Annotated in this window: 14 protein-coding genes; 8 read left to right on the plus strand and 6 right to left on the minus strand. The window is 60.6% G+C overall.

Annotated features, from left to right (window positions below; translation table 11 throughout):
• Positions 1–67: 67 nt before the first annotated feature.
• From AC24GY_RS17325 to AC24GY_RS17340, 4 genes are all read right to left on the minus strand, one after another.
• The gene (locus AC24GY_RS17325; protein WP_487685671.1) at positions 68–1771 is read right to left on the minus strand and encodes a hypothetical protein; all 1704 of its coding nucleotides are present in this window, start codon (positions 1769–1771) and stop codon (positions 68–70) included.
• Between the two features lie 287 nt (positions 1772–2058).
• The gene (locus tag AC24GY_RS17330) at positions 2059–6747 is read right to left on the minus strand and encodes a DUF7133 domain-containing protein (RefSeq protein ID WP_487685673.1); all 4689 of its coding nucleotides are present in this window, start codon (positions 6745–6747) and stop codon (positions 2059–2061) included.
• 123 nt (positions 6748–6870) lie between these two features.
• Positions 6871–7719, minus strand: a complete 849-nt coding sequence (locus AC24GY_RS17335) for a phytoene/squalene synthase family protein (RefSeq protein ID WP_487685676.1) — start codon at positions 7717–7719, stop codon at positions 6871–6873.
• Positions 7716–8792 carry a hypothetical protein gene (locus AC24GY_RS17340; RefSeq protein WP_487685679.1) on the minus strand — a complete coding sequence of 359 codons (1077 nt, stop codon included), beginning with the start codon at positions 8790–8792 and terminating at the stop codon, positions 7716–7718. The genes AC24GY_RS17335 and AC24GY_RS17340 overlap by 4 nt, the downstream gene beginning before the upstream one ends.
• 66 nt (positions 8793–8858) lie before the next feature.
• Here AC24GY_RS17340 and AC24GY_RS17345 point away from each other — a divergent pair, with 66 nt between their 5' ends.
• The 7 genes from AC24GY_RS17345 (at position 8859) to AC24GY_RS17375 (ending at position 13778) form a co-directional block, all read left to right on the plus strand.
• On the plus strand, positions 8859–10226 hold the full coding sequence (locus AC24GY_RS17345) for an outer membrane protein assembly factor BamB family protein (RefSeq protein WP_487685682.1): 1368 nt from the start codon (positions 8859–8861) through the stop codon (positions 10224–10226).
• Positions 10227–10286: 60 nt separating this feature from the next.
• Positions 10287–10658: a hypothetical protein gene (locus AC24GY_RS17350; protein WP_487685685.1), complete on the plus strand. Its 372-nt coding sequence runs from the start codon at positions 10287–10289 to the stop codon at positions 10656–10658.
• Entirely contained in the window at positions 10655–11059 is a 405-nt protein-coding gene (locus AC24GY_RS17355; RefSeq protein WP_487685688.1) for a hypothetical protein, read from the plus strand. Before AC24GY_RS17350 ends, AC24GY_RS17355 begins: the two co-directional genes overlap by 4 nt.
• Before the next feature lie 2 nt (positions 11060–11061).
• A complete protein-coding gene (locus AC24GY_RS17360; protein ID WP_487685690.1) occupies positions 11062–11319 on the plus strand; it encodes a hypothetical protein in 258 nt (85 codons plus the stop codon).
• Positions 11320–11330: 11 nt separating this feature from the next.
• A complete protein-coding gene (locus tag AC24GY_RS17365; protein ID WP_487685693.1) occupies positions 11331–11510 on the plus strand; it encodes a hypothetical protein in 180 nt (59 codons plus the stop codon).
• Between the two features lie 504 nt (positions 11511–12014).
• Complete coding sequence (locus AC24GY_RS17370; RefSeq protein WP_487685695.1) at positions 12015–13388, plus strand: alkaline phosphatase family protein; 1374 nt, start codon at positions 12015–12017, stop codon at positions 13386–13388.
• A gap of 12 nt (positions 13389–13400) precedes the next feature.
• Entirely contained in the window at positions 13401–13778 is a 378-nt protein-coding gene (locus AC24GY_RS17375) for a zinc-ribbon domain containing protein (protein WP_487685698.1), read from the plus strand.
• A gap of 430 nt (positions 13779–14208) precedes the next feature.
• Here the strand turns inward: AC24GY_RS17375 and AC24GY_RS17380 are convergent, their stop codons facing one another.
• On the minus strand, positions 14209–14835 hold the full coding sequence (locus AC24GY_RS17380) for a hypothetical protein (protein ID WP_422319040.1): 627 nt from the start codon (positions 14833–14835) through the stop codon (positions 14209–14211).
• A 179-nt stretch (positions 14836–15014) separates the two neighbouring features.
• Here AC24GY_RS17380 and AC24GY_RS17385 point away from each other — a divergent pair, with 179 nt between their 5' ends.
• Entirely contained in the window at positions 15015–15791 is a 777-nt protein-coding gene (locus AC24GY_RS17385; protein WP_487685701.1) for a L,D-transpeptidase family protein, read from the plus strand.
• A gap of 409 nt (positions 15792–16200) precedes the next feature.
• Here the strand turns inward: AC24GY_RS17385 and AC24GY_RS17390 are convergent, their stop codons facing one another.
• Complete coding sequence (locus tag AC24GY_RS17390) at positions 16201–17892, minus strand: 4-alpha-glucanotransferase (protein ID WP_487685704.1); 1692 nt, start codon at positions 17890–17892, stop codon at positions 16201–16203.
• Between the last annotated feature and the right edge of the window lie 74 nt (positions 17893–17966).

The raw sequence follows: 17966 nt of genomic DNA on the forward strand, positions 1-17966 counted from the left end.
GGGTTGCCGTCCTGTGTCTGGGGCGGGGAGAGGGAGAGCCGCTTTCCTGCTCCCTCCCCTGTGGAGATCAGCGCAGGTAGTAGTCTTTGACGCGCTGAAAATCTTCTTCAGGCAGAGCCTCCGCACGGCCGTCGTTGCGAATGACCACGCGTGTCTGCTTGCCGCCGGAGCCTTTGGTCACTTCAGGGGCGGCCAGCACGATGGTGATCCCCGGGGACTGGGGCGTCAAAGTGCTGTCGTAGAGCCAGGGCTTGGGTTCAGCCCCCGGCCCGGAGGCCACGGTCAGCAGTTCCGGTTTGGTGAGGGCGCCCGAGTTGATCAACTCCTGCAGCTTCTCCGGGTATTTGCCGCCGTTGCCTGCGGCATGTGTTTTCAGGGCGATGAGCACCTGGCGGCCATTGCTGAGCGTTTTCACCTGGGCGCCGCGCTGCTGCATGGTGGTAAACACCGGGACGGCCAGGGACGAGAGCACCGCCAGGGTGGTGATGCTGGAAAAGGACCCGGGGTTCATCGTGGGGATGCTGCTGTTGCTCACGCTCAATATGCCATCCGGCTGATTGGCGAAGAAAAATGCCTGCGGATAGCGGGCATGAATTGCGATCATGTTGATCAGAGACATCGCCATTTCGCTGCTCGCCTTGTCCTTGCCGGTGGCTTTTGCAACGGAGGCTGTGCCCTCGGCCTTGATGCCATCGAACACGGCCGTCATCAGACGCTTGGAGAGAAACAGGCAGCCGTTGCCTTCCGCAGGCATCCCCTTCCACACGCGGGCAAAGTCTGGCTGGCTGCTGAGCTTTTCGCCCTTCGCCATCACGGTGTCATAGTAGCCCGGACGTGTCGCGATGATCAGGCGGTCGCCTGCCGCATCCAGCATGAAGACCGGCTGAAAATCCATCGGCGGCGGCCCCATCGGCCCGCGAAAGCGGCCCACCAGGGCGCCATTGACTTCCTGCACCTCCACGGGTGAGCCCGGCGACTGCAGCATGGGCAGCACCTGCGCTTTCAGCACGTCTTTGATCCAGCCGAGCTTGTCGATCACGATGGCGGCGTTCACCCCCGGCAGGCTCACGCGGGCTCCCGGCCCGGACAGGCTCTGCTCAGGCATCATCGTGGCAAAGAGGGCCACACGCACGGAGAGCTTTTCCGCCATCTCGCGGTAGGACATGCCCAGCGCCGGCTGCGGGGCGCTGGCCATCGCCTCCAGCATGGCCCGCTGCTCCTTCGGGGTGGATTCCAGAATCACCGGCCAGGCCTCCGCCACGAGATCCTTCAAATGCAGCGGAAACTCCAGAGCGAGATCCGTGTCCTGCGGGGCGAGGGCGGGCGCCAGCAAGGGCTCCGCCGGTCCTCCGGTCAAGGTGAGGAAGCCTTTCCGCCCTTCAGGCGTGTAGGCAAAGCTGCGGTGGTGGTTCAAGCCCTCAGACACCTTGCGCGAGCTCGTGCCGCCGGCCTTGATCGAGTCCAGCCCGGTCATGTTCATCATCTTCTTGAAAGAGAAGTTTGGCGGCAGCTTGGCCTTTTCCCCCTCGGGCATGTTCTTGAAGATCTCCTCAAAAAAGGTCCCCATCAGTCCCATCACATTTTCCTCCTCGGCATACGTGAAGGAAGCCCCACCCACATCCAGCTTGGAAGCGACGGCTTGGAAATGCGGTGAGCTCCCTTCCGTGACAAGAGTCACGCCCGGGCTTGTCGCCACAGCCACAGGAGCAGCGCTTTTGTTACACTGGGCAAGCCCCAGCACGGCAAGAATGGGAAGGATTCGGAGGTACATGCGGCAGGAGAATGGCAAGGGCATCAGCAGAATCAATTCCAGAACTGAGGCAAAAATATACTGATCCCAAACCATCAAAGCACTGATGACGAAAACTCATCGCTCATACAGGCAGCGCGGCGTTCAGGCGTAGGTTGGGTGTGTTTGGCGTCGATGGTGTTTCATGCGCCATCACCTCCTTCGCCAAACCGCCCGACTGCGAGGACTCTCCTACGCCATGGTGTTTTCAGCACGCTCACAGACGGGCGGGCTTTCGCCACAACCGTCCTACAGCACCATGCGTCGCACTACTTCTTGGCCAGCGACTCCAAGAAATCGAGCAGGCTGGCGAATTCATGGACGGTGAAGTTCGTCATCAAGCCGGGCGGCATGATGGAGATGGGGAGCTTCTGGCGGCTCTTGATGTTCTTCACGGCAAAGGTGAATTCCTGGGAGGCGACATTGCGCAGCTTCACGTTGTCAGCGGACTCCAGGGTGATGAAGCCCATCTGCTGCGTGCCGTCGTTCATCGTGATGACTTCGCTGGCGAAACCCTGCGCGATGGTCTTGTTCGGATCGAGGATGTTCTGGGCGAGATCGGGGCGCTTGTACGTTTGCGCGATGTTGCCGAGATAAGGGCCTTTCTGCGCTTCAGATTCCTTCGTCGTGTGGCAGGCGATGCAGGTGGCCTTGGTGAAAATCTGCTCACCGATGGAGACATCGCCCTTAGCTTTGATCACGGCGGCCAGAGCTTCCTCGGGCTTGAGGGTGCCGACCTTCGGCGACTTGTCCTCGCCCTTGGCCACGAGCTTGAGGCTCTTCACGGCGTTCTGCGCGGCCTTGGAAACGCTGGCATCAGCGTCCGTAGTGGCGGCCAGGATTTTTTCATCGACCACGTGGCTCTTCGTCTTCACGGCGGCGTTGATGATCTGCACGCGGCGCTTCGCATCCGCCCATCCAGCATCCAGCGCCTTCTGCGACATCTCGCGTGCCTCGGGGCTGCCGGTCTTGCGTGCCGCGAGGCTGAGCAGCGCGGCTTCCGCCCAGGCGCCGGTTGGCGTTCCCACCTTGGTGGCTTCGGTTTCAAAGGCCTGATGCACGTTCTCCAGCTTTGGTGCGCTGAGGAAGGCCGTCCTGCCAGTGTCCTGCTCTTTGCCGGAGCCCTGCTGCGCATCCAGCGTGACCAGCGCATTCAGCGCCGCCGTCCAGGCCTCGGCACTGTCGGTCTTGGCGATGGCCGTCAGCGTGTTGGCCAGCGTCGCCGCCGCGCTCTGGGGATCGAGTTCCTTGCTGTTCGCCGCAGCAATCAGCAGCGGAATGCCATCCGCAGGAATCGTCTCCGCCGTGGCAAGCTGCGCCACTGCATCCGGGATCACCTTCGCATCCTGCTTCGCCAGAACGAGGATGCGCTCCAGTGCATCGCTCGACTGGATGCGGTTGCGGTTCATTTCTTTGACGAGGAAGGCGGCTTCTTCGGGCGTGGCTTTGGCCAACGCGTCCTTCAAAGCCGCCGCGATCTTCGGCGTCTCGCTCCATGCCTCCGGTTGGTAGTAGGGCCCGCGTGTGTCTGGGCGCGTGCCCCAGGAATCGCCCTTCCATTCGCCTTCGTGGAAATGGAGGCGGCAGAGGGCGGCGAGGATGCCCTGGCGTAGTGCGGGATCGGTGGCTTTGCCGAGGCGCTCAATGAGGCCGGTGACGACTTCAGGGGTGTGCACTTTCCTCAAAGCAATCAGCATTTGAGAGTGCCTCTCCATTGATTCAAATGCTCTCTGAACTGCCAGTTCGTAAGTCTTCTGCGTTTTTGCAGTGAAGGCATTTCGATCGTTAATCGCGTACTTACGATACTGTTCATGGTTGGTGCTCAAAGAGAATCCATCATTGGTTTTGATTTGAGACATCAGCTTAACGAAACCCTCGCTTGGTTCACTTTGAGGTTCATCCAAGCTCTCTTTGGTCAATCGCTGCCCCAGCTCTCGAAACTTTGACAGCTCATTCAATAGATCGGCTGCCACGTTTGCCGCCGTGTGAGCGACAATAGGGTCGTCACTGAGCATCGCGCCAACAACAGCATTCCAAAGAGAATCTGTGATTGGCTCTAAACGTACCAATGTTGAAGCTGTTCTAAGTGCCGCGACCTGGGATCTTGGGTTTTTGCTCTTGATGCACGATTCCAAAAAGCGCTGCTCAATTTCGGAGATGGTCCACAGTTCGAGGGGTTTATAGTTATACATATTTTCGCGCATTCCATACCTGACTCGAACCCAAGTCTCATATTTGGTCCCAGCGGGAAACACGGGAGTGGGATACATTCGTTGAGCCATCCAAGGGGCTAATTCACTTTCTGCATTCAAGGCCACAGGGGGGGCCACGCGCCCCACATCATCTCCCTCGCTTCGCACAGCACCCAAGGCAGCGATTCGTGCTGTGATAGGTTTGCTAGAGTCATTGAAAACATCAGAGGCAACCTTCTGGATCACTTTATTAGGTAATGATTCAGCAAGGTTTCTTCTCAACAATTCCCGCTGCGCATCCAGCCTGCGGCGATGGCTCGCTGACTCCAGCGCCTTCACCAGCTCCGCATCACTCGCCTTCGCAAAATCCGGTAGCGGTTCTGCTTTGAAACCCTTCGGCTTCACCTGCACGATGTAGCCGACATCGGGGCCTTCCCAGTTAAACGTCGCGCCTTTCCAACTGGCGCAATAGACGCGGCTGTTGCCATCGACGTCGGCGTCGGTGGGGCGGGTCATTTTGATGAAGGGTTCGGGCGGGCGGGTTTCTTCAAAGGTCGCGCCTTTGGGCTTCACCTGATGGTGCCAGAGGGCGCCGGTGCCCCAGTCGCAGGTGAAGGGAGCGTTGTTCCATTTGCCGAAGCCGGGTTCGTCGATGTAAACGGCACCGCAGCCGCTGCCGCCGCCGTAGTCGGCGAGGGGCTGGATGCACTCGTCGTTGAAGTTTTTGTAGAGACGCGGGTAGCCGTGATCATCGAGGCCGGTGAAGTGGTGGAAGCGCACGTTCCAGCCGCCGCCGTCGTTGGTGTTGTCGCGGGCGAAGATGTCCATCAGAGGGCTGATGGCGACTTCGAGGATGTTGCGCGTGTCGGTGCTGTAGATTTCCAAACCGGTGCCGTCAGGGCGCACGCGGATGACGCCGCCGCCGCGATGCTGCAGGTGCTTCCCATCCGTGCCTTCGGCGTCCATGAAACCGAAGTCGCCCCCGGCGATGTAGAGCCAGCCGTCGATGCCGAGGCTGAGGCCGTTGGTGGTGTGGTCGGCGGGGCGGTCCTTGTAACCAAAGGCGATGTTCTTAACGAGCACCTTCTCCTCATCGGCCACGCCGTCGCCGTCTTTGTCGATGTAGGCGCTGAGGTGCGGCGGGTGCACGAGGTAGAGGCGGTCTTTGTCCCAGACGAGTCCGCGTGGAGCATCCACGTCTTTGACAAACTCCTTCACTTCATCGGCACGGCCATCGCCATCATGATCCTTCAGGCGCAGGATGCGGCCACGGTGTGGATTGCGGCCAAGCGAGCCGTTGCCATCGCTGCTGACGTAAAGCGTACCGTCCGGAGTAGCGGCGATAAAGACGGGATAGTTCGCCGACTGCGGCGGCGCGAAGAGCGAGACCTCAAAGCCTTCCTGCACCTTCACATCCTTCAAGATGGCGGCTTCCTGCTCGGGCGTGAGCTTCACGATCTTCGGTGCCACGTTGCCCTGGTCCTTCAGCGGATCGCTGGCTTTGTCGTATTCCTTCTTCTGCGCCTCGCTGAGCTTGGGGGCAACGGCTTTGATGTTGGGGCCCTTGAGCCGCACCTCACGGATGCTCGCCCAGCCGCCGCTGGTTTTGGCCAGCGCGTGGATCTTCACAAAGCGGATGCCTTCCACCTTGGCGAAGTCGTTGGAATAAGGCGCGTTCTTCGTGTTGGCGCTGCCATCCACGAGCGTGCTCCAGGCTTTGCCATCGGTGCTGCCTTCGACTTTGAACTGATAGACTCCGCCGTTTTCCCAGGTGGTCTGGATGCCGGTGAGCGTCTGCGGCTTTTCGAGCTCAAGCTGGAGCCACTGCGGGTAGGAGGCATTGGAGGCGCACCAGCGGGTGTTCTCGTCGCCATCCACGGCTTTCCAGGCGTAGTTGCCCTTGCCGCTCTCTTCACTGCTGGCGCTGGCTTTCACCGGCAGGCCGTCTTTCGGCAGCACGGGCGGCTTCGGAGCTTCCACGGGCTTCGCAGGCACAAAGGTGATCTTGTTCTGTCCCTTGAACGGCGTGAGGTAATCCGGCGTGAGCTTGTTCATGGCCCACAGCAAGCCGCGTGTGACGAGGTCCAGATAGCGTGCATCCGCCACGGTGTCGTTGTTATGGCCGATGGTGGTGCTGAAGCTGCGAGCGCCCACTTTTTCATTCGTCCAGGCCACCACGTAGTCCACGTCCTTGCCTTTGACGACCTGCTTGCCCATGGCCAGCGGATGGCCGTCGAAGATGTTCACGTTGTTGTAGAGCTCCTCTTTGATCGTGGTCCAGTCGGCGAGCGGCTTGGTGATCGGGTGCTCCTTGTCCACAAAGGTGATGGCGATCGGCTCCTGCGGGCCGTGCGAGGCGGACTGGATGCCGAGGTGCTTGAACCACGCATCCGTGCCGGTGCGGAAGCTGTGCATGGCGCAGTGCAGATGCACGGCGGGGATGGTCTGGTGCACATCCAGGATGCGCTTCACCAGCGCCATGTCCTTCACGCCGGCGGCGCATTCGTCATGGATGATGATGTCGTAGCCCTTGGCCCAGTCCGGATTGTCATACAGCGGCAGCGGCGGGGTGACAGACTTGTCGTCCGTCCACACCACATCCACCTGCACATTCGCCCGCGCCTGGATGCCCTGGCTCAGAATGATATGCTGCTTGGCATAATCATGGCAGCAACCACCGGCCACGAGGAGGGCTTTGAGCGGCTTGGTTTCGGCATGGCCAACGGAGGCTGCGGCAAGGAGGAACAGGAGGGCTAAGGAACGCATGTGAAAATGGGGAACGCAGAAGCCGCACAAAAAGCGGGATTTCTATCAGAAAAGTATTGAGAACAAAGTTGGCCAGTTGCGCCGCAACTGGTCTGGGAAAACTCCAGTTGCGGCGCAACTGGGCTACTTCCCAAACCGCGCCTTGATCAAATGACTGCCCAGGATCCACACCTTGTGCAGCTTGCTGAGGCGGCAGCGCTTGGTGAAAACGGGGTAGCGCTCGCGCTTGAGCTTTTCGAGAATGCGCGAGTAGATCGCGGCCATGATCTCGGAGGCGACCATGTTTTTACGGTCTTCCGGCGGCAGCGCCTTCTCGGCGGCGGCATAGTAGCTGCGCGCACGGGCATACTGGAAGTCCATCATCTTGATGAAGCGCTCGCTGGGGCGGGCGTCGAGGATCTCACTTTCCAGCACGCCGAACTTCCGCAGCTCGGCCTGGGGGATGTAGATGCGACCGGTGTCCCGCGCATCCTGGCCCACGTCGCGGATGATGTTCGTGAACTGCAGCGCGTAGCCCAGATTGATGGCGTAGTCCTTGGTGGCGGGATTTTGATGCCCGAAGATTTGGATGCTCACCAGCCCGACCACGCTGGCGACTTTGTAGCAGTAGCCCAGCAACTCCTCAAAGGTCTCGTAGCGCGTCTTGGTGATGTCGCTGGCCACGCCGTCGATGATCTCGCACAGCCAGGCGCGCGGGAAGCCGTACTTCTCTGGCAGCAGGAGCATCTCATCCAGCACGGGATGCCCCGGCGGCTGGCCCTGCTCCACGCAAAGCTTCCAGTGGTTGAGCTCTTTCTCCTTGTCCGCTTCGCTGACATTCGGGTCGTCGGCGATGTCATCCACCACACGGCAGAAGGCGTAAAACGCGATCATGTCGCGGCGGCGTTCCTTCGGCAGGCAGGCGAGCGCGAAAGCGAGGTTCGACTTCGCCCGCCGCACGATCTGTTCTGGAGAAAGCGTGCCGCTGGTCATGCGGAAGGGGAACGTGAAAAGCCAAAGCGCAGCATGAGAAGTAGGGCCGTTAGCAATAGCCAGCAATCGAGCATGGCAAGCACCAAAGCACTTAGGGGGTGCTCGATCATGCGCCAAAATGGCGATCCGGCACACCCGGCACGCCCCATTTCCACGGCGTAGAGCACGAGAATGAAGAGGAAAAGGGAGGTGATGGCGAGCATGACCAAAGGCACCGCCGCACGCCACAGGATGCGCAGGGCGGCGGCTCCCTGATGCCAAAACGGGCCGGAAACTGCCGCCACCGCGACCGGCAGAGCTGCAAAGAGGAGGAGAAGCTCGATCCACCACCACGCTCCTATGCTCTGCGGCGTGTTCATCTGCCACCAGCGCCAGCTCATCCACAGCAGATCAAATCCGGCGAGAAACGCCACGCCCTGCCAGCGCGCAAAGGCATGCTCCAGCGCAGCCGCGGCATCGCCACCGGCATCCGTATTCTGCGGTCTTTCCCAGGCCATGACAAAGCGCACCAGCCACACCTGCACCCCCGCAGCAGCCAGGGCGGTAAAAATGTAACGAAGCCCCAGTTTCAACATTTCCACCGACTCAGGCAGCATGCGCCGCATGCTGGAGCCCTCCAGCCCCAGCCAGGCAAACGCCAGCAGCGTGACAGCCAGCAATCCAAGCTTCTGCTCCAGGCCGGGCCTGCGCTCGCCGTAGCGATAGGGCCAGCGCCAGATGCGGATCGTCAGAAACACGAGCACCAGCGGCACCCCGCAGGCCAGCGGCCACGGCGGCATCAGCGCATGCGGCAGCACGGCCATGTGCGCCAGCGCATCACGCGCCAGCGGCAGGATGATTTCCCGCCAGTCGGTGAGCTGGGACAATGAATAGGGCACATGCGCCGCCTCGCCAAAAACCCCGGCCAGCAGCAGGGCCCCGGCGGTCAGCAAGATCAAAGCCGGCCGCAGCCGCAGGCAGTCCCAGGCATCCGACAAATGCCTGCGCAGCGGATGCCAGCGCAGATGCAGCACCAGCCCTGCGGCAAAGCCGAGGAGAGCGAGCGCTGTCGTTTGCCAGTGGTTCAGATTCAAAGTTAACGATCAATTCGCGAAAACATCTCGACATGCCAGTGCGTATTCGCTTCTCTCCCTTTCGCCATGAAATCACCCGCCGCCCTCCTGCTCGCCTGCCTGTCCTTCTCTTCTGCTGCTCTCGCCGAAAACTGGCCGAGCTGGCGCGGGCCTAATCAAGACGGCTCCTCGGGAGAAACCGGCCTGCCGGCAAAATTCAGCACCACGGAAGGCGTGCGCTGGGCTGCGGATGTGCCGGGCATCTCCGCCTCCGTCCCCGTCATCTGGGGCGACAACATCTTCATCACCGCTCCGATTGATGCGGAGAAAAAGCTCGTGGGTCTCTGCTACAACAAGCAGACCGGCCGCGAAAAATGGCGCACCACCATCAGCGAAGGCTCGGAGATTCAGTGGGATGACAAGAGCAACCTCGCCAGCCCTTCCGCCGTGACGGACGGTGACCGCGTTTACTTCCTCTTCGCCAATGCCATCGCCGCCGCGTGCGACTTCGAAGGCAAGATCGTCTGGAAGCGCGACTTCAAGGAAACACACGGCGCCTTCGCCACGCAGTGGACCTATGGCAGCAGCCCCGCGCTGGACGGTGGCAAGCTCTACATCCAGGTGCTGCAGCGCAACGAGGCCTTCAAGTTTCAGGACAAGTTTGAAAAAGGCACCGCAGGCAAGGACATGAGCAGCTACATCCTCGCCATCGATCCCGCCACCGGCAAAGACCTCTGGAAGCACATCCGCCCCAGCCTCGCCAACACGGAATCGCTGGAGGCTTTCAGCAGCCCCATTTTCGCCACGCACAAAGGCAAGCGCCTCATGCTCATCTCCGGTGGTGACACCCTGACCATCCACGACGCCGCCACCGGCAAGGAACTCTCCCGCATCGCCACCTGGAACCCGCCGGGCGAAGGCTACAACAAGTTCTTCCGCCTCGTCCCCTCCCCTGTCACTGGCGACGGCATGGCCATCGTCTGCGCTCCGAAGAACTCCCCCATCTTCGCCATGCCCCTCGATGCCAAAGGCGAAACCAAACCCGTGTGGCAGACCGAGCCGAAGGGCGTGACCAGCGACGTGCCCACGCCCGCCTTCTACAAGGGCAAATTCTACGTCCTCGACGGCGGCAAGAAGACCCTGAGCTGCCTGGAGCCCAAGACCGGCAAGGTCGTGTGGACCGGCGAACTCGGCGGCAAGACCAAATTCGAAAGCAGCCCGACCGTGGTGGATGACAAAGTGTACTGCATCAACTTCTGGGGCGAAGTCTATGTGGCCAAGGCGAACACGGACTCCTTTGAACTGCTGGGCATGAATGAAATGGGCAACGGCTCCAAGCCCAACGGCAACGCCGCCAGCGTGCGCGCCAGCGTCGCCGTGAGCGATGGCTGCCTCTTCATCCGCTCGCAGGACAAGCTGTACTGCATCGGCAAGAAGGTCGTCGCAGCGCCTTGAGTGCGGATTGAAGTACCCGCTGCTTGACGGGAGAATCTGCGGCGCAGAGAGTACCCGCGTGTGCGAAACACTGCCGTTTCGCTGCTGCTCATGATTCTGGCTCTCGACAAGCACCACGCGCTTTTTGTCTTCTCCTCCATCGCGGAGGCAGAAGTGCATCTGGAGGCGTGGGATGTGCAGCAGGAGGCCATCGAGTTTTGTGATGCTCGTGGTCAGCGCTACCTGCCCAGCTATACCATTCCACCGAGGGAGTCACACCTGGGGCCGCTCCGCACCATCGACATCGGTGCGTACCGGCTGGTGGCTGAAGGCCTGCCCGACCCAGGACGGCCCGAGGCGTTTTTGAAACGCGCGGCGCATCTTGAGCATTCGTCTATTTCTGCGATCCACAGCATCGAAGAGGCCGGGGTGGCGCTCAGCCAATACGCATGACTCTTTTTCGATCTCATCCTGTGGGGGCCACGAAAAAGCGTTCAGCGCGATTCGACGCCATCCTCTCCATCCTGTTACTGCTCGGTCTGGCGGTGCTCTTTTATACCATGCGGTACGGTCCGCTCCCCTTCACCCAGCAAATACGAAACTTGAAGGCCGCTGAGCTGCACGCCCCCGCTTTGCAATCCCGGCTCAATCAGGATGCCCGCTACGCTGGATTGAAAGCGGGGATCTGGCCCGGTGAGGGCGGATGTCTGTCCGTTCATGGCGTCTTGAACTCCGAAGCAGAGCTTCCCGAATTGAAAAAGCTCGTCATGGCGAGCAAGCCACCCGTGGGCGTTATCTATCACCTCGAACTGCCGACCGGAGAACATTTGGGCGGGTGGCAGCCTTTGAAATGAAGATGTTTGTTCGAATCATCATCGTCCTAGCTGCGGTGCTCATGCTCATATCCGTGACCGCAGGCATCTGCGTGCTGTACTTTGTCCAGCCCACGGATCTAAGGTCAGACTGGCAGAAACCGGTGGAACAGCACATGGCCAGGCACCTGCATGATTTGCAGCGTGACCGTGACGCCCTTTTGAGATCATTCCGCAGCGCCAAACCCCACACGACACTCAGGCCTGAATCCCTGCCAGAGTCCCTCCGTGTCCCGGCCTGATCTATGCGCTGGTGCAGCGAGATCACCTCACGCTCATCCTGTATCATTCCCCGGACACGGACTCAGGCTTTCGCATCTGGAAATCGGGCATGCCCGCAGATTTTGCCGATCAGGCCACGTCCATTCCCTTCGTCACACGGTTCACCTACTGTGACGACTATCCCGCCTCCCCCGGCAACAAGCTGGAATGACCTCAGGCGGGAGCCACCCCGCCGTCCGCCGCCTTGGTCCAGGATCAGGATCAAATCGTGATCCTATTGGGATCACGATCCTATCAGGATCACAGGATCAGTACCTATATATAGGTACTGATCCTGTGATCCTGACACCAGAGGGTACACCAATGGGTAAAGAAACAAAACCCCTCCGGGTGTTTTCGACTCCGCTGGAAGCATCATGTAGCATGGAGTGGTATGATGGTGCAGGTTTCCCCCACGCGTCGCCGGTCTGGTGTCAGGCTCAGCCTGGGATCAAAGCAGGCTCATGAGCCTGTGATCCTGCCGCCAGGATCACGGGCGAAGGAGGTGCCAAACCGGTGCCTTTGGGCTCTGATCCGGGTTTGGCATCATGGTATCAAACCACCCCCAGACAGGATCTCCAATGGGTTCCAAAGATCTTTCCAGCCCGCAGCCCCACGTACTTCCGCTTGGCAGACAGGATTGACGCCCACCGCCCGTAGATAAGGCTTCCTCTTTATGCTTTCCCGCGCCCTCGCCCTTCTCGTCACCGCCGCTTCCTTTGCCCACGCAGCCCCTGCGGAGCACGTCATCCTCATCAGCATTGATGGCTGGGCGCATCAGTACTTTGATGATCCCAAGTGCCACATGCCCGCCGTGAAGGCGCTGGCGGCCAAGGGCGTGCGGGCCAAGCGCATGGAGTGCTCCTTCCCCACCGTGACGTGGACGAACCACACGACGCTGGTCACCGGCGTGCATCCGGGGAAACACGGTGTGCTGGCCAATGAGTACTTTGACCGAGCCACGCGGAAGAAGGTGCCGCTGATTCCTGACCCGATCTTCAACAAGGACGAGATCGTCAAAACACCGACCATCTACGACGCAGCCAAGGCGGCCGGTTTGACCACCGCCGGAGTGATCTGGCCTGCCTCACGCGGGGCAAAGACGCTGGACTGGACGGTGCCGGATGTGTTTGATCAAGCGCTCTTCGAGAAATACGGCACCCCTTCCCTGCTGGAGGAGGCACGCGCCGCCGGCATCCCCATCGAGAAGCAGAACGAGTGGTGCAAGCTGGGCAATCCGGGCAAGGCGCAGCGGGATTACATGTACTCGCAGCTGGCCCAGCACATCATCAAGAAGCACAAGCCGAACTTCCTCGCGCTGCACCTGGTGAGCCTGGACTCCTTTGAGCATGCGCATGGCCGTCAGGTCTCGGAGGCCTACTGGGCGGCGAATGATTCGGACAACCGTGTGGCGGACATCGTGCGTGCCACGGAAGAGGCGGGCATCCGCGACAAGACGACCTTCGTCATCACCACCGATCACGGCTTCGTCACCTACACCAAATCCATCAATGCCAACGCCGCCCTGCGGAAGGATGGCTTCGTCAAAGCCGTGCTGGGCAAGAGCCTCGCGCCCGATTCCCAGGTCTTCGCCATGGCCGAAGGCGGAGCGTGCTTCGTGTATGTGCTGGATGATGCCAATCGTGACAGCATTTTGAAACAGATCACGCCAACGCTCGCGAAGCTGGAAGGCGTGGAGGGCGTGGTCGAGGCGAAGGATTTCGATGCCAAGCTGCATCACCTCACCGCCGCGAAAGATGGCCGCGAGCCGGATCTCGTGCTGCTGGCTGCCGATGGCTATACCTTCACCGATTCGCTTGCCGACACCAACGTCATCATTCCAAACGATCCGCCGAAAGGCGCCCACGGCCACTTTCAGCTCGACCCCAATCTCTACGGCGGCTTTGTCATCAGCGGTGCCGGTGTGAAGCAGGGCGTGGAGCTCGATGAGATGAAGAACATCGACGTGACCCCCACGATGGCCAAGCTCCTCGGCATCCCCTTCCCTGGCTCGGATGGCAAAGTGCTGGAGGAAGCGCTGGTGAAGTAATCGCGCGAAATCATGGACAAGACCCGCCGAACACGGTCCAATCAACGCCTGCGCAAGGTGTTGGATGACCGGCCACGGCGGATTCAAATGCTGCTGGAGCGGGGATTGATCAAAAATGCATCGGAGATTCCTGCCGATGCCATTCCGATCGATCCTGAGCTTTCAACGAAGGCCGGTCTTTGCATCCCGGCTGTTTGCTACCAAGACATCGAATTTGTCTGCACCGGGTGCGGCCGACCTGATTTTTGGTCCGCCGGTTCACAGCAGCATTATTTCGAGGTTTCGAAAGCATCCCCCTACAAGCAACCCAAGCGCTGCTATGATTGCAGACAGAAAAAGCTGGCAAGGAAGCAGCAAGCGAGAGCCGACTCCGGACATACGCCCTCTTGATCTGATGCCTGCAGATGAAAAGCAAACGAGCCGCGCGGTGCTCAAGCGGTAGGTCGGTCGTGTTTGGCGCGCAAAGCATTCGCAACCACATAAAAGGACCTCCGCCAAACCGCCCGACTGCGAGCGTTCCCACACGCCTTGGGACTTGCGTTGCGCCATGGCGTCCTACCATGAGCTAGACCGGTTCTCAAAAAGATTGTCATTTTGATCCGGCGAGCGCAGCGGCCCCAGTGGCAAGGAGAGTGCGCCGCCTGCTATTTGGAAATAACAGGCAAGCACACGACGCAGCCAATGGGGCCGCTCCGCCGCCCGGGCAATGTGACAAGATTTTTGAGAATCGGTCTAAGGGGACGTTCGCACGCCAGGGTGTTTTTCACCACGCTGATGGACGGGCGGGCTTCGCCACGACCGTCCTACCTTCCTCCTTTTCCTACAGCATGCCCGGCGTGTAGCGCGGGCGGTCATCCACACCCGCACCGATCTGCTGGCGCATGCGGGTGTCATCCAGGGCGCGGTCCACGCAGTCCTGCAGCGCGCGGGAGGTCAGTTCACGCAGGACGGGCACGGGCGAGCCGCTGCCGGGACGAAAGGCGTTGCTCTGGCGCTCGCCTTCATAGACGTGGGTGAAAAGCACGCGGCCCGAGGTGGCTTCCACGACGTTCACGCGGATGCGCGCATAGCCATAAGGATGCACCAAAAGCTGCGAGCGCAGATCCTGAATTTCCCCAGTGAGGATAAAGCGGCCCTTCACATCGGTGGCCAGCATGCCACGTGATTCCAGCGCGTAGCCAAAGGCATTGCGCACGACATCGCTGACGGGCAGGCGGGTCTGGATGGTATCGACCGACGGGCCGATGGGCAGGCGCACATGGCCGAGCGTCTGGGACTGCTCGCCGCGCTTGTCCTTGAACTCACCGACGGCAAAGTCCGGTGTGCCCCGCAGCATCCGGCCGTTCTGGGGAACGTAGTCGAGACTGATGACCGAGGAATTTCCACACGAAGTGAGGTTGAGGCAGGCTGCGAATCCGAGAATGACTGAAAAGCACCGAAAGTTCATGGAGGCCATCATTAGAACACCTTGGACGCGAATCAATGTGCTAGATTCAGCCAATGCGGGCCCGCAGGCAAAAAAACAACCCTGCCGGAACTCGGAGCTCAGGAAAAAAACCCCCAAAACCTGAATCCAATTAACCCGGCAGGGTTGATTTAATGAATATATTCGGAAACAGCTTCGCCATGCAATACCAAAAAGTTCTTCATCGAAAAAAGACACTCCTTATCACGCTGCTGGGCATCGGCATTTCCGCCCTGTGCCCTTCGGAGTCTCACGCACAGCTGGGTCGTGGGGTACGCCAGGTGATCGTTTCCCAGGCGGCCACCTGGAATTCAAACACCGCCACGATGCAGTGCTACCAGCGCGCCTCCGCCGGGGCTCCGTGGCAGGCTGTCTTTGAAAAGCCCGTGCCGGTTTTGCTGGGCAGAAAGGGACTGGCCTGGGGCCGTGGCGTCTTCAATGCCCCACGGAACGGCATTCCCGCCAAGGTGGAGAAGGACTGGCGGGCGCCCGCAGGTGTGTTTCAGCTGGGATCACTGTTTGGCTATGCCCCCACCCCGCCCGGCGGTGCCCGCTGGCCCTACATCCAGGTCGGCCCCTGGGACGCCTATGTCGATGACTCGACCCTGCCGCAGTATTACAACCGCCATATCCGCATTGATCCCCGCCAGGGCATCCCGCCGTGGTTTGAGAAACAAAAAATGCGCCTGGGAGACGCCGCCTACAAGTGGATGCTCGAAATCCGCCACAATCAGCAGCCCTCCGCCCCGGGCTATGGCAGCGCCATTTTCTTCCACGTACGCCGTGGACCCGACAAGCCCAGCGCCGGCTGCACCACCATGGCCGAGGGCGACCTGACCCGCCTCCTGCGCTGGATCGATCCCACCGCTTCACCGCATTACGTCCTGCTGCCAAAAGCGGACTACGCGGCGCTGCGTGGGGCCTGGGGACTGCCGTGAGCACAGAACGGCTAATCCCTTCTCATGCCTTAAGCCCAAGTGAATGCCAGCCAGCCGTGAACGTCATTTGATTAAACTTCCAGCAACGTCCCGGCAGGTGCCTACGCGAGCGCGACAGCGTCTTGGACTGCGTGCGGCAAGCCTAGGCGCGACGCCGCTTTCGCAAGCCGGACGGCAGGCCAGGGCCGAAGAGTACAGCTTATCCCGCGAAAGCGGTGTCGCCGATGCAGGCTTGCGCCTTGCATCTCTGCCACCGCATTGATTCGCTGCACTCACCCTTCGGGCAGCCTGCGGCTGTCTACCTCCGCTGCGCTTCGGTTCCAAGACGCTGTCGCGAGGCTGAAAGTCCAATGCCAAACAAACGCGATGGTGGATTTTCCGGAACCAGTTGCGGCGCAACTGGGCTACTTTACCGCCCCGTGCTCTTGATCGCCTTCTTGAGCCACTCGCCTTCTTCTTTCCAGGGTGAGGCGTTGCGGAGCTCTGCGACGGTCATCGGCAGGCGGGCGCTCCAGTTGCTGTCGGCGGCGATGCCAGGGACGTTGAAGCGGTCTTCGAGGCCGTAGAGGTCCGTGAGCATGAAGGCGGCGTAGCGGGCGTTGCTGGTGAGGAGGGCCTCCAGCAGAGCGTGGCGGATGTGGGCGTCGTATTCAGGCCAGCCTTCGGAGGAGAAGCGCAGGCCGGCAAACTCCGCGAGATCGCCCAGTTCCTTGTCACCCAGGGCACGCTCGGCTTCATCGCTGCTGGCGGCATCACGGCGGCGGTGCTCCCAGTGGGTACGCATCGGCTCATGGTCATGCGTGGCGTAGGTGGTGAAGGCGCAGTTGTCATAGGTGCTGCCCATGACGACGCGGCCCTGCTCGTCGTGCTCCCACTGGCAGACTTTGAAGCCGGGAATGTCGAGGCTGAGCAGGTGCGGGCGCACGTAGTCAGGCACGGTGCCCAGGTCTTCGGCCACCACCTCGGCTTTGCCAGCAGCGGCATCCAGGATCATGCGCAAATATTTGTCACCATTGGCGAGATTGGCGGCCTTGTGCTCGGGCGTGTCGTCGTCGTTTTCGATGAAGTGCGGCAGGCGCCCGTCAGTGAGAGCTTTGGCCTCCTCATCACTGAGGTAACAAAACTCCGCATTGCGCGTGGGACGCCACGGGAAGCTGTAGATGCGGTAGAAGCCCAGCACGTGATCAATGCGGAAGATGTCAAAGACCTCCGTCAGCTTCTGCGTGCGCTGCCGCCACCACTGGAAGCCGCCCTGCTCCATGACATCCCAGCGATAAAGCGGAATGCCCCAGTTCTGGCCCCAGTGCTGCACAAAGTAGTCGTCCTTGAAATAGGTCTCCGGCGGAGCGCCGCCGCACCATTCGAGGTCAAACTGCTCCGGCTTGAAAAACACATCCGCGCTGCACCAGGAGATGCCAAAGGGGATGTCCCCCATGAGCTTCACGCCCTTCCCGTTCGCATAGGCGCGGAGTTCCCCCCACTGGCTGAAGCAGAGCCACTGCACGTAGGCATGGAAGAGGATGCGGTCGTCGATCTCATCCCCCTGCGCATCGCGCCAGGCGCGGGCTTTGCCAGCCGTGTTCAGCTCCTCGGGCCAGTTCGTCCAGTCTTCATGCCCGTGCTCCTCCATCAGGACTTTGAAGAGGCAGAAATCATCCAGCCAGGAGGCTTCCTTTTCGCAAAACGCCTCAAACAGCGCCATGCGCCCGGGCTGGGATTCGATCTGGCTGAAGGCGCGGCGCAGCAGTGTGTTTTTCAGGCGGCGCACCTTGGGGTAGTTCACCGAGCCATGCCGCAGAAGATCCACCCGCAGGATGCCGGTGATGGTGCTGTAGAATTTCTCGTCCAGCTCAGGCACCACCGCCGGGGAGAGATCCAGCGTGAGGTAATCCAGCGCGACGGAGCTGATGGCATTGTAGGGGCTGCTGTCGCTGCCGGTGGCGTTGATGGGCAGAAATTGGACAAAACCGATCCCCTCATCCGAGGACCAGTCGATGAGCTGCCGCACCCCGCTGATGTCGCCAATACCAAGGTCCTCAGGTGTGCGCAGGGCGAAGACGGGGATCAAAATGCCGGCACGGCGTGGCTGTAGGGTGGGCATGAGGGAAAGATGGTTACCGGAATACGGATTGGCAATTGTTTGTGGTTGTCTGCTGCGATTTGGGTAACATCGCA

The organism is Prosthecobacter sp. Pr1 (genome assembly GCF_057652315.1).

Excerpts from the sequence above, each read along its gene's own strand:
- AC24GY_RS17325 (WP_487685671.1), bottom strand. The coding sequence starts at position 1,771 with ATGTACCTCCGAATCCTTCCCATTCTTGCCGTGCTGGGGCTTGCCCAG.
- AC24GY_RS17330 (WP_487685673.1), bottom strand. The coding sequence starts at position 6,747 with ATGCGTTCCTTAGCCCTCCTGTTCCTCCTTGCCGCAGCCTCCGTTGGC.
- AC24GY_RS17370 (WP_487685695.1), top strand. The coding sequence starts at position 12,015 with ATGCTTTCCCGCGCCCTCGCCCTTCTCGTCACCGCCGCTTCCTTTGCC.
- AC24GY_RS17345 (WP_487685682.1), top strand. The coding sequence starts at position 8,859 with ATGAAATCACCCGCCGCCCTCCTGCTCGCCTGCCTGTCCTTCTCTTCT.
- AC24GY_RS17335 (WP_487685676.1), bottom strand. The coding sequence starts at position 7,719 with ATGACCAGCGGCACGCTTTCTCCAGAACAGATCGTGCGGCGGGCGAAG.
- AC24GY_RS17390 (WP_487685704.1), bottom strand. The coding sequence starts at position 17,892 with ATGCCCACCCTACAGCCACGCCGTGCCGGCATTTTGATCCCCGTCTTC.
- AC24GY_RS17385 (WP_487685701.1), top strand. The coding sequence starts at position 15,015 with ATGCAATACCAAAAAGTTCTTCATCGAAAAAAGACACTCCTTATCACG.
- AC24GY_RS17380 (WP_422319040.1), bottom strand. The coding sequence starts at position 14,835 with ATGAACTTTCGGTGCTTTTCAGTCATTCTCGGATTCGCAGCCTGCCTC.
- AC24GY_RS17360 (WP_487685690.1), top strand. The coding sequence starts at position 11,062 with ATGTTTGTTCGAATCATCATCGTCCTAGCTGCGGTGCTCATGCTCATA.
- AC24GY_RS17375 (WP_487685698.1), top strand. The coding sequence starts at position 13,401 with ATGGACAAGACCCGCCGAACACGGTCCAATCAACGCCTGCGCAAGGTG.
- AC24GY_RS17355 (WP_487685688.1), top strand. The coding sequence starts at position 10,655 with ATGACTCTTTTTCGATCTCATCCTGTGGGGGCCACGAAAAAGCGTTCA.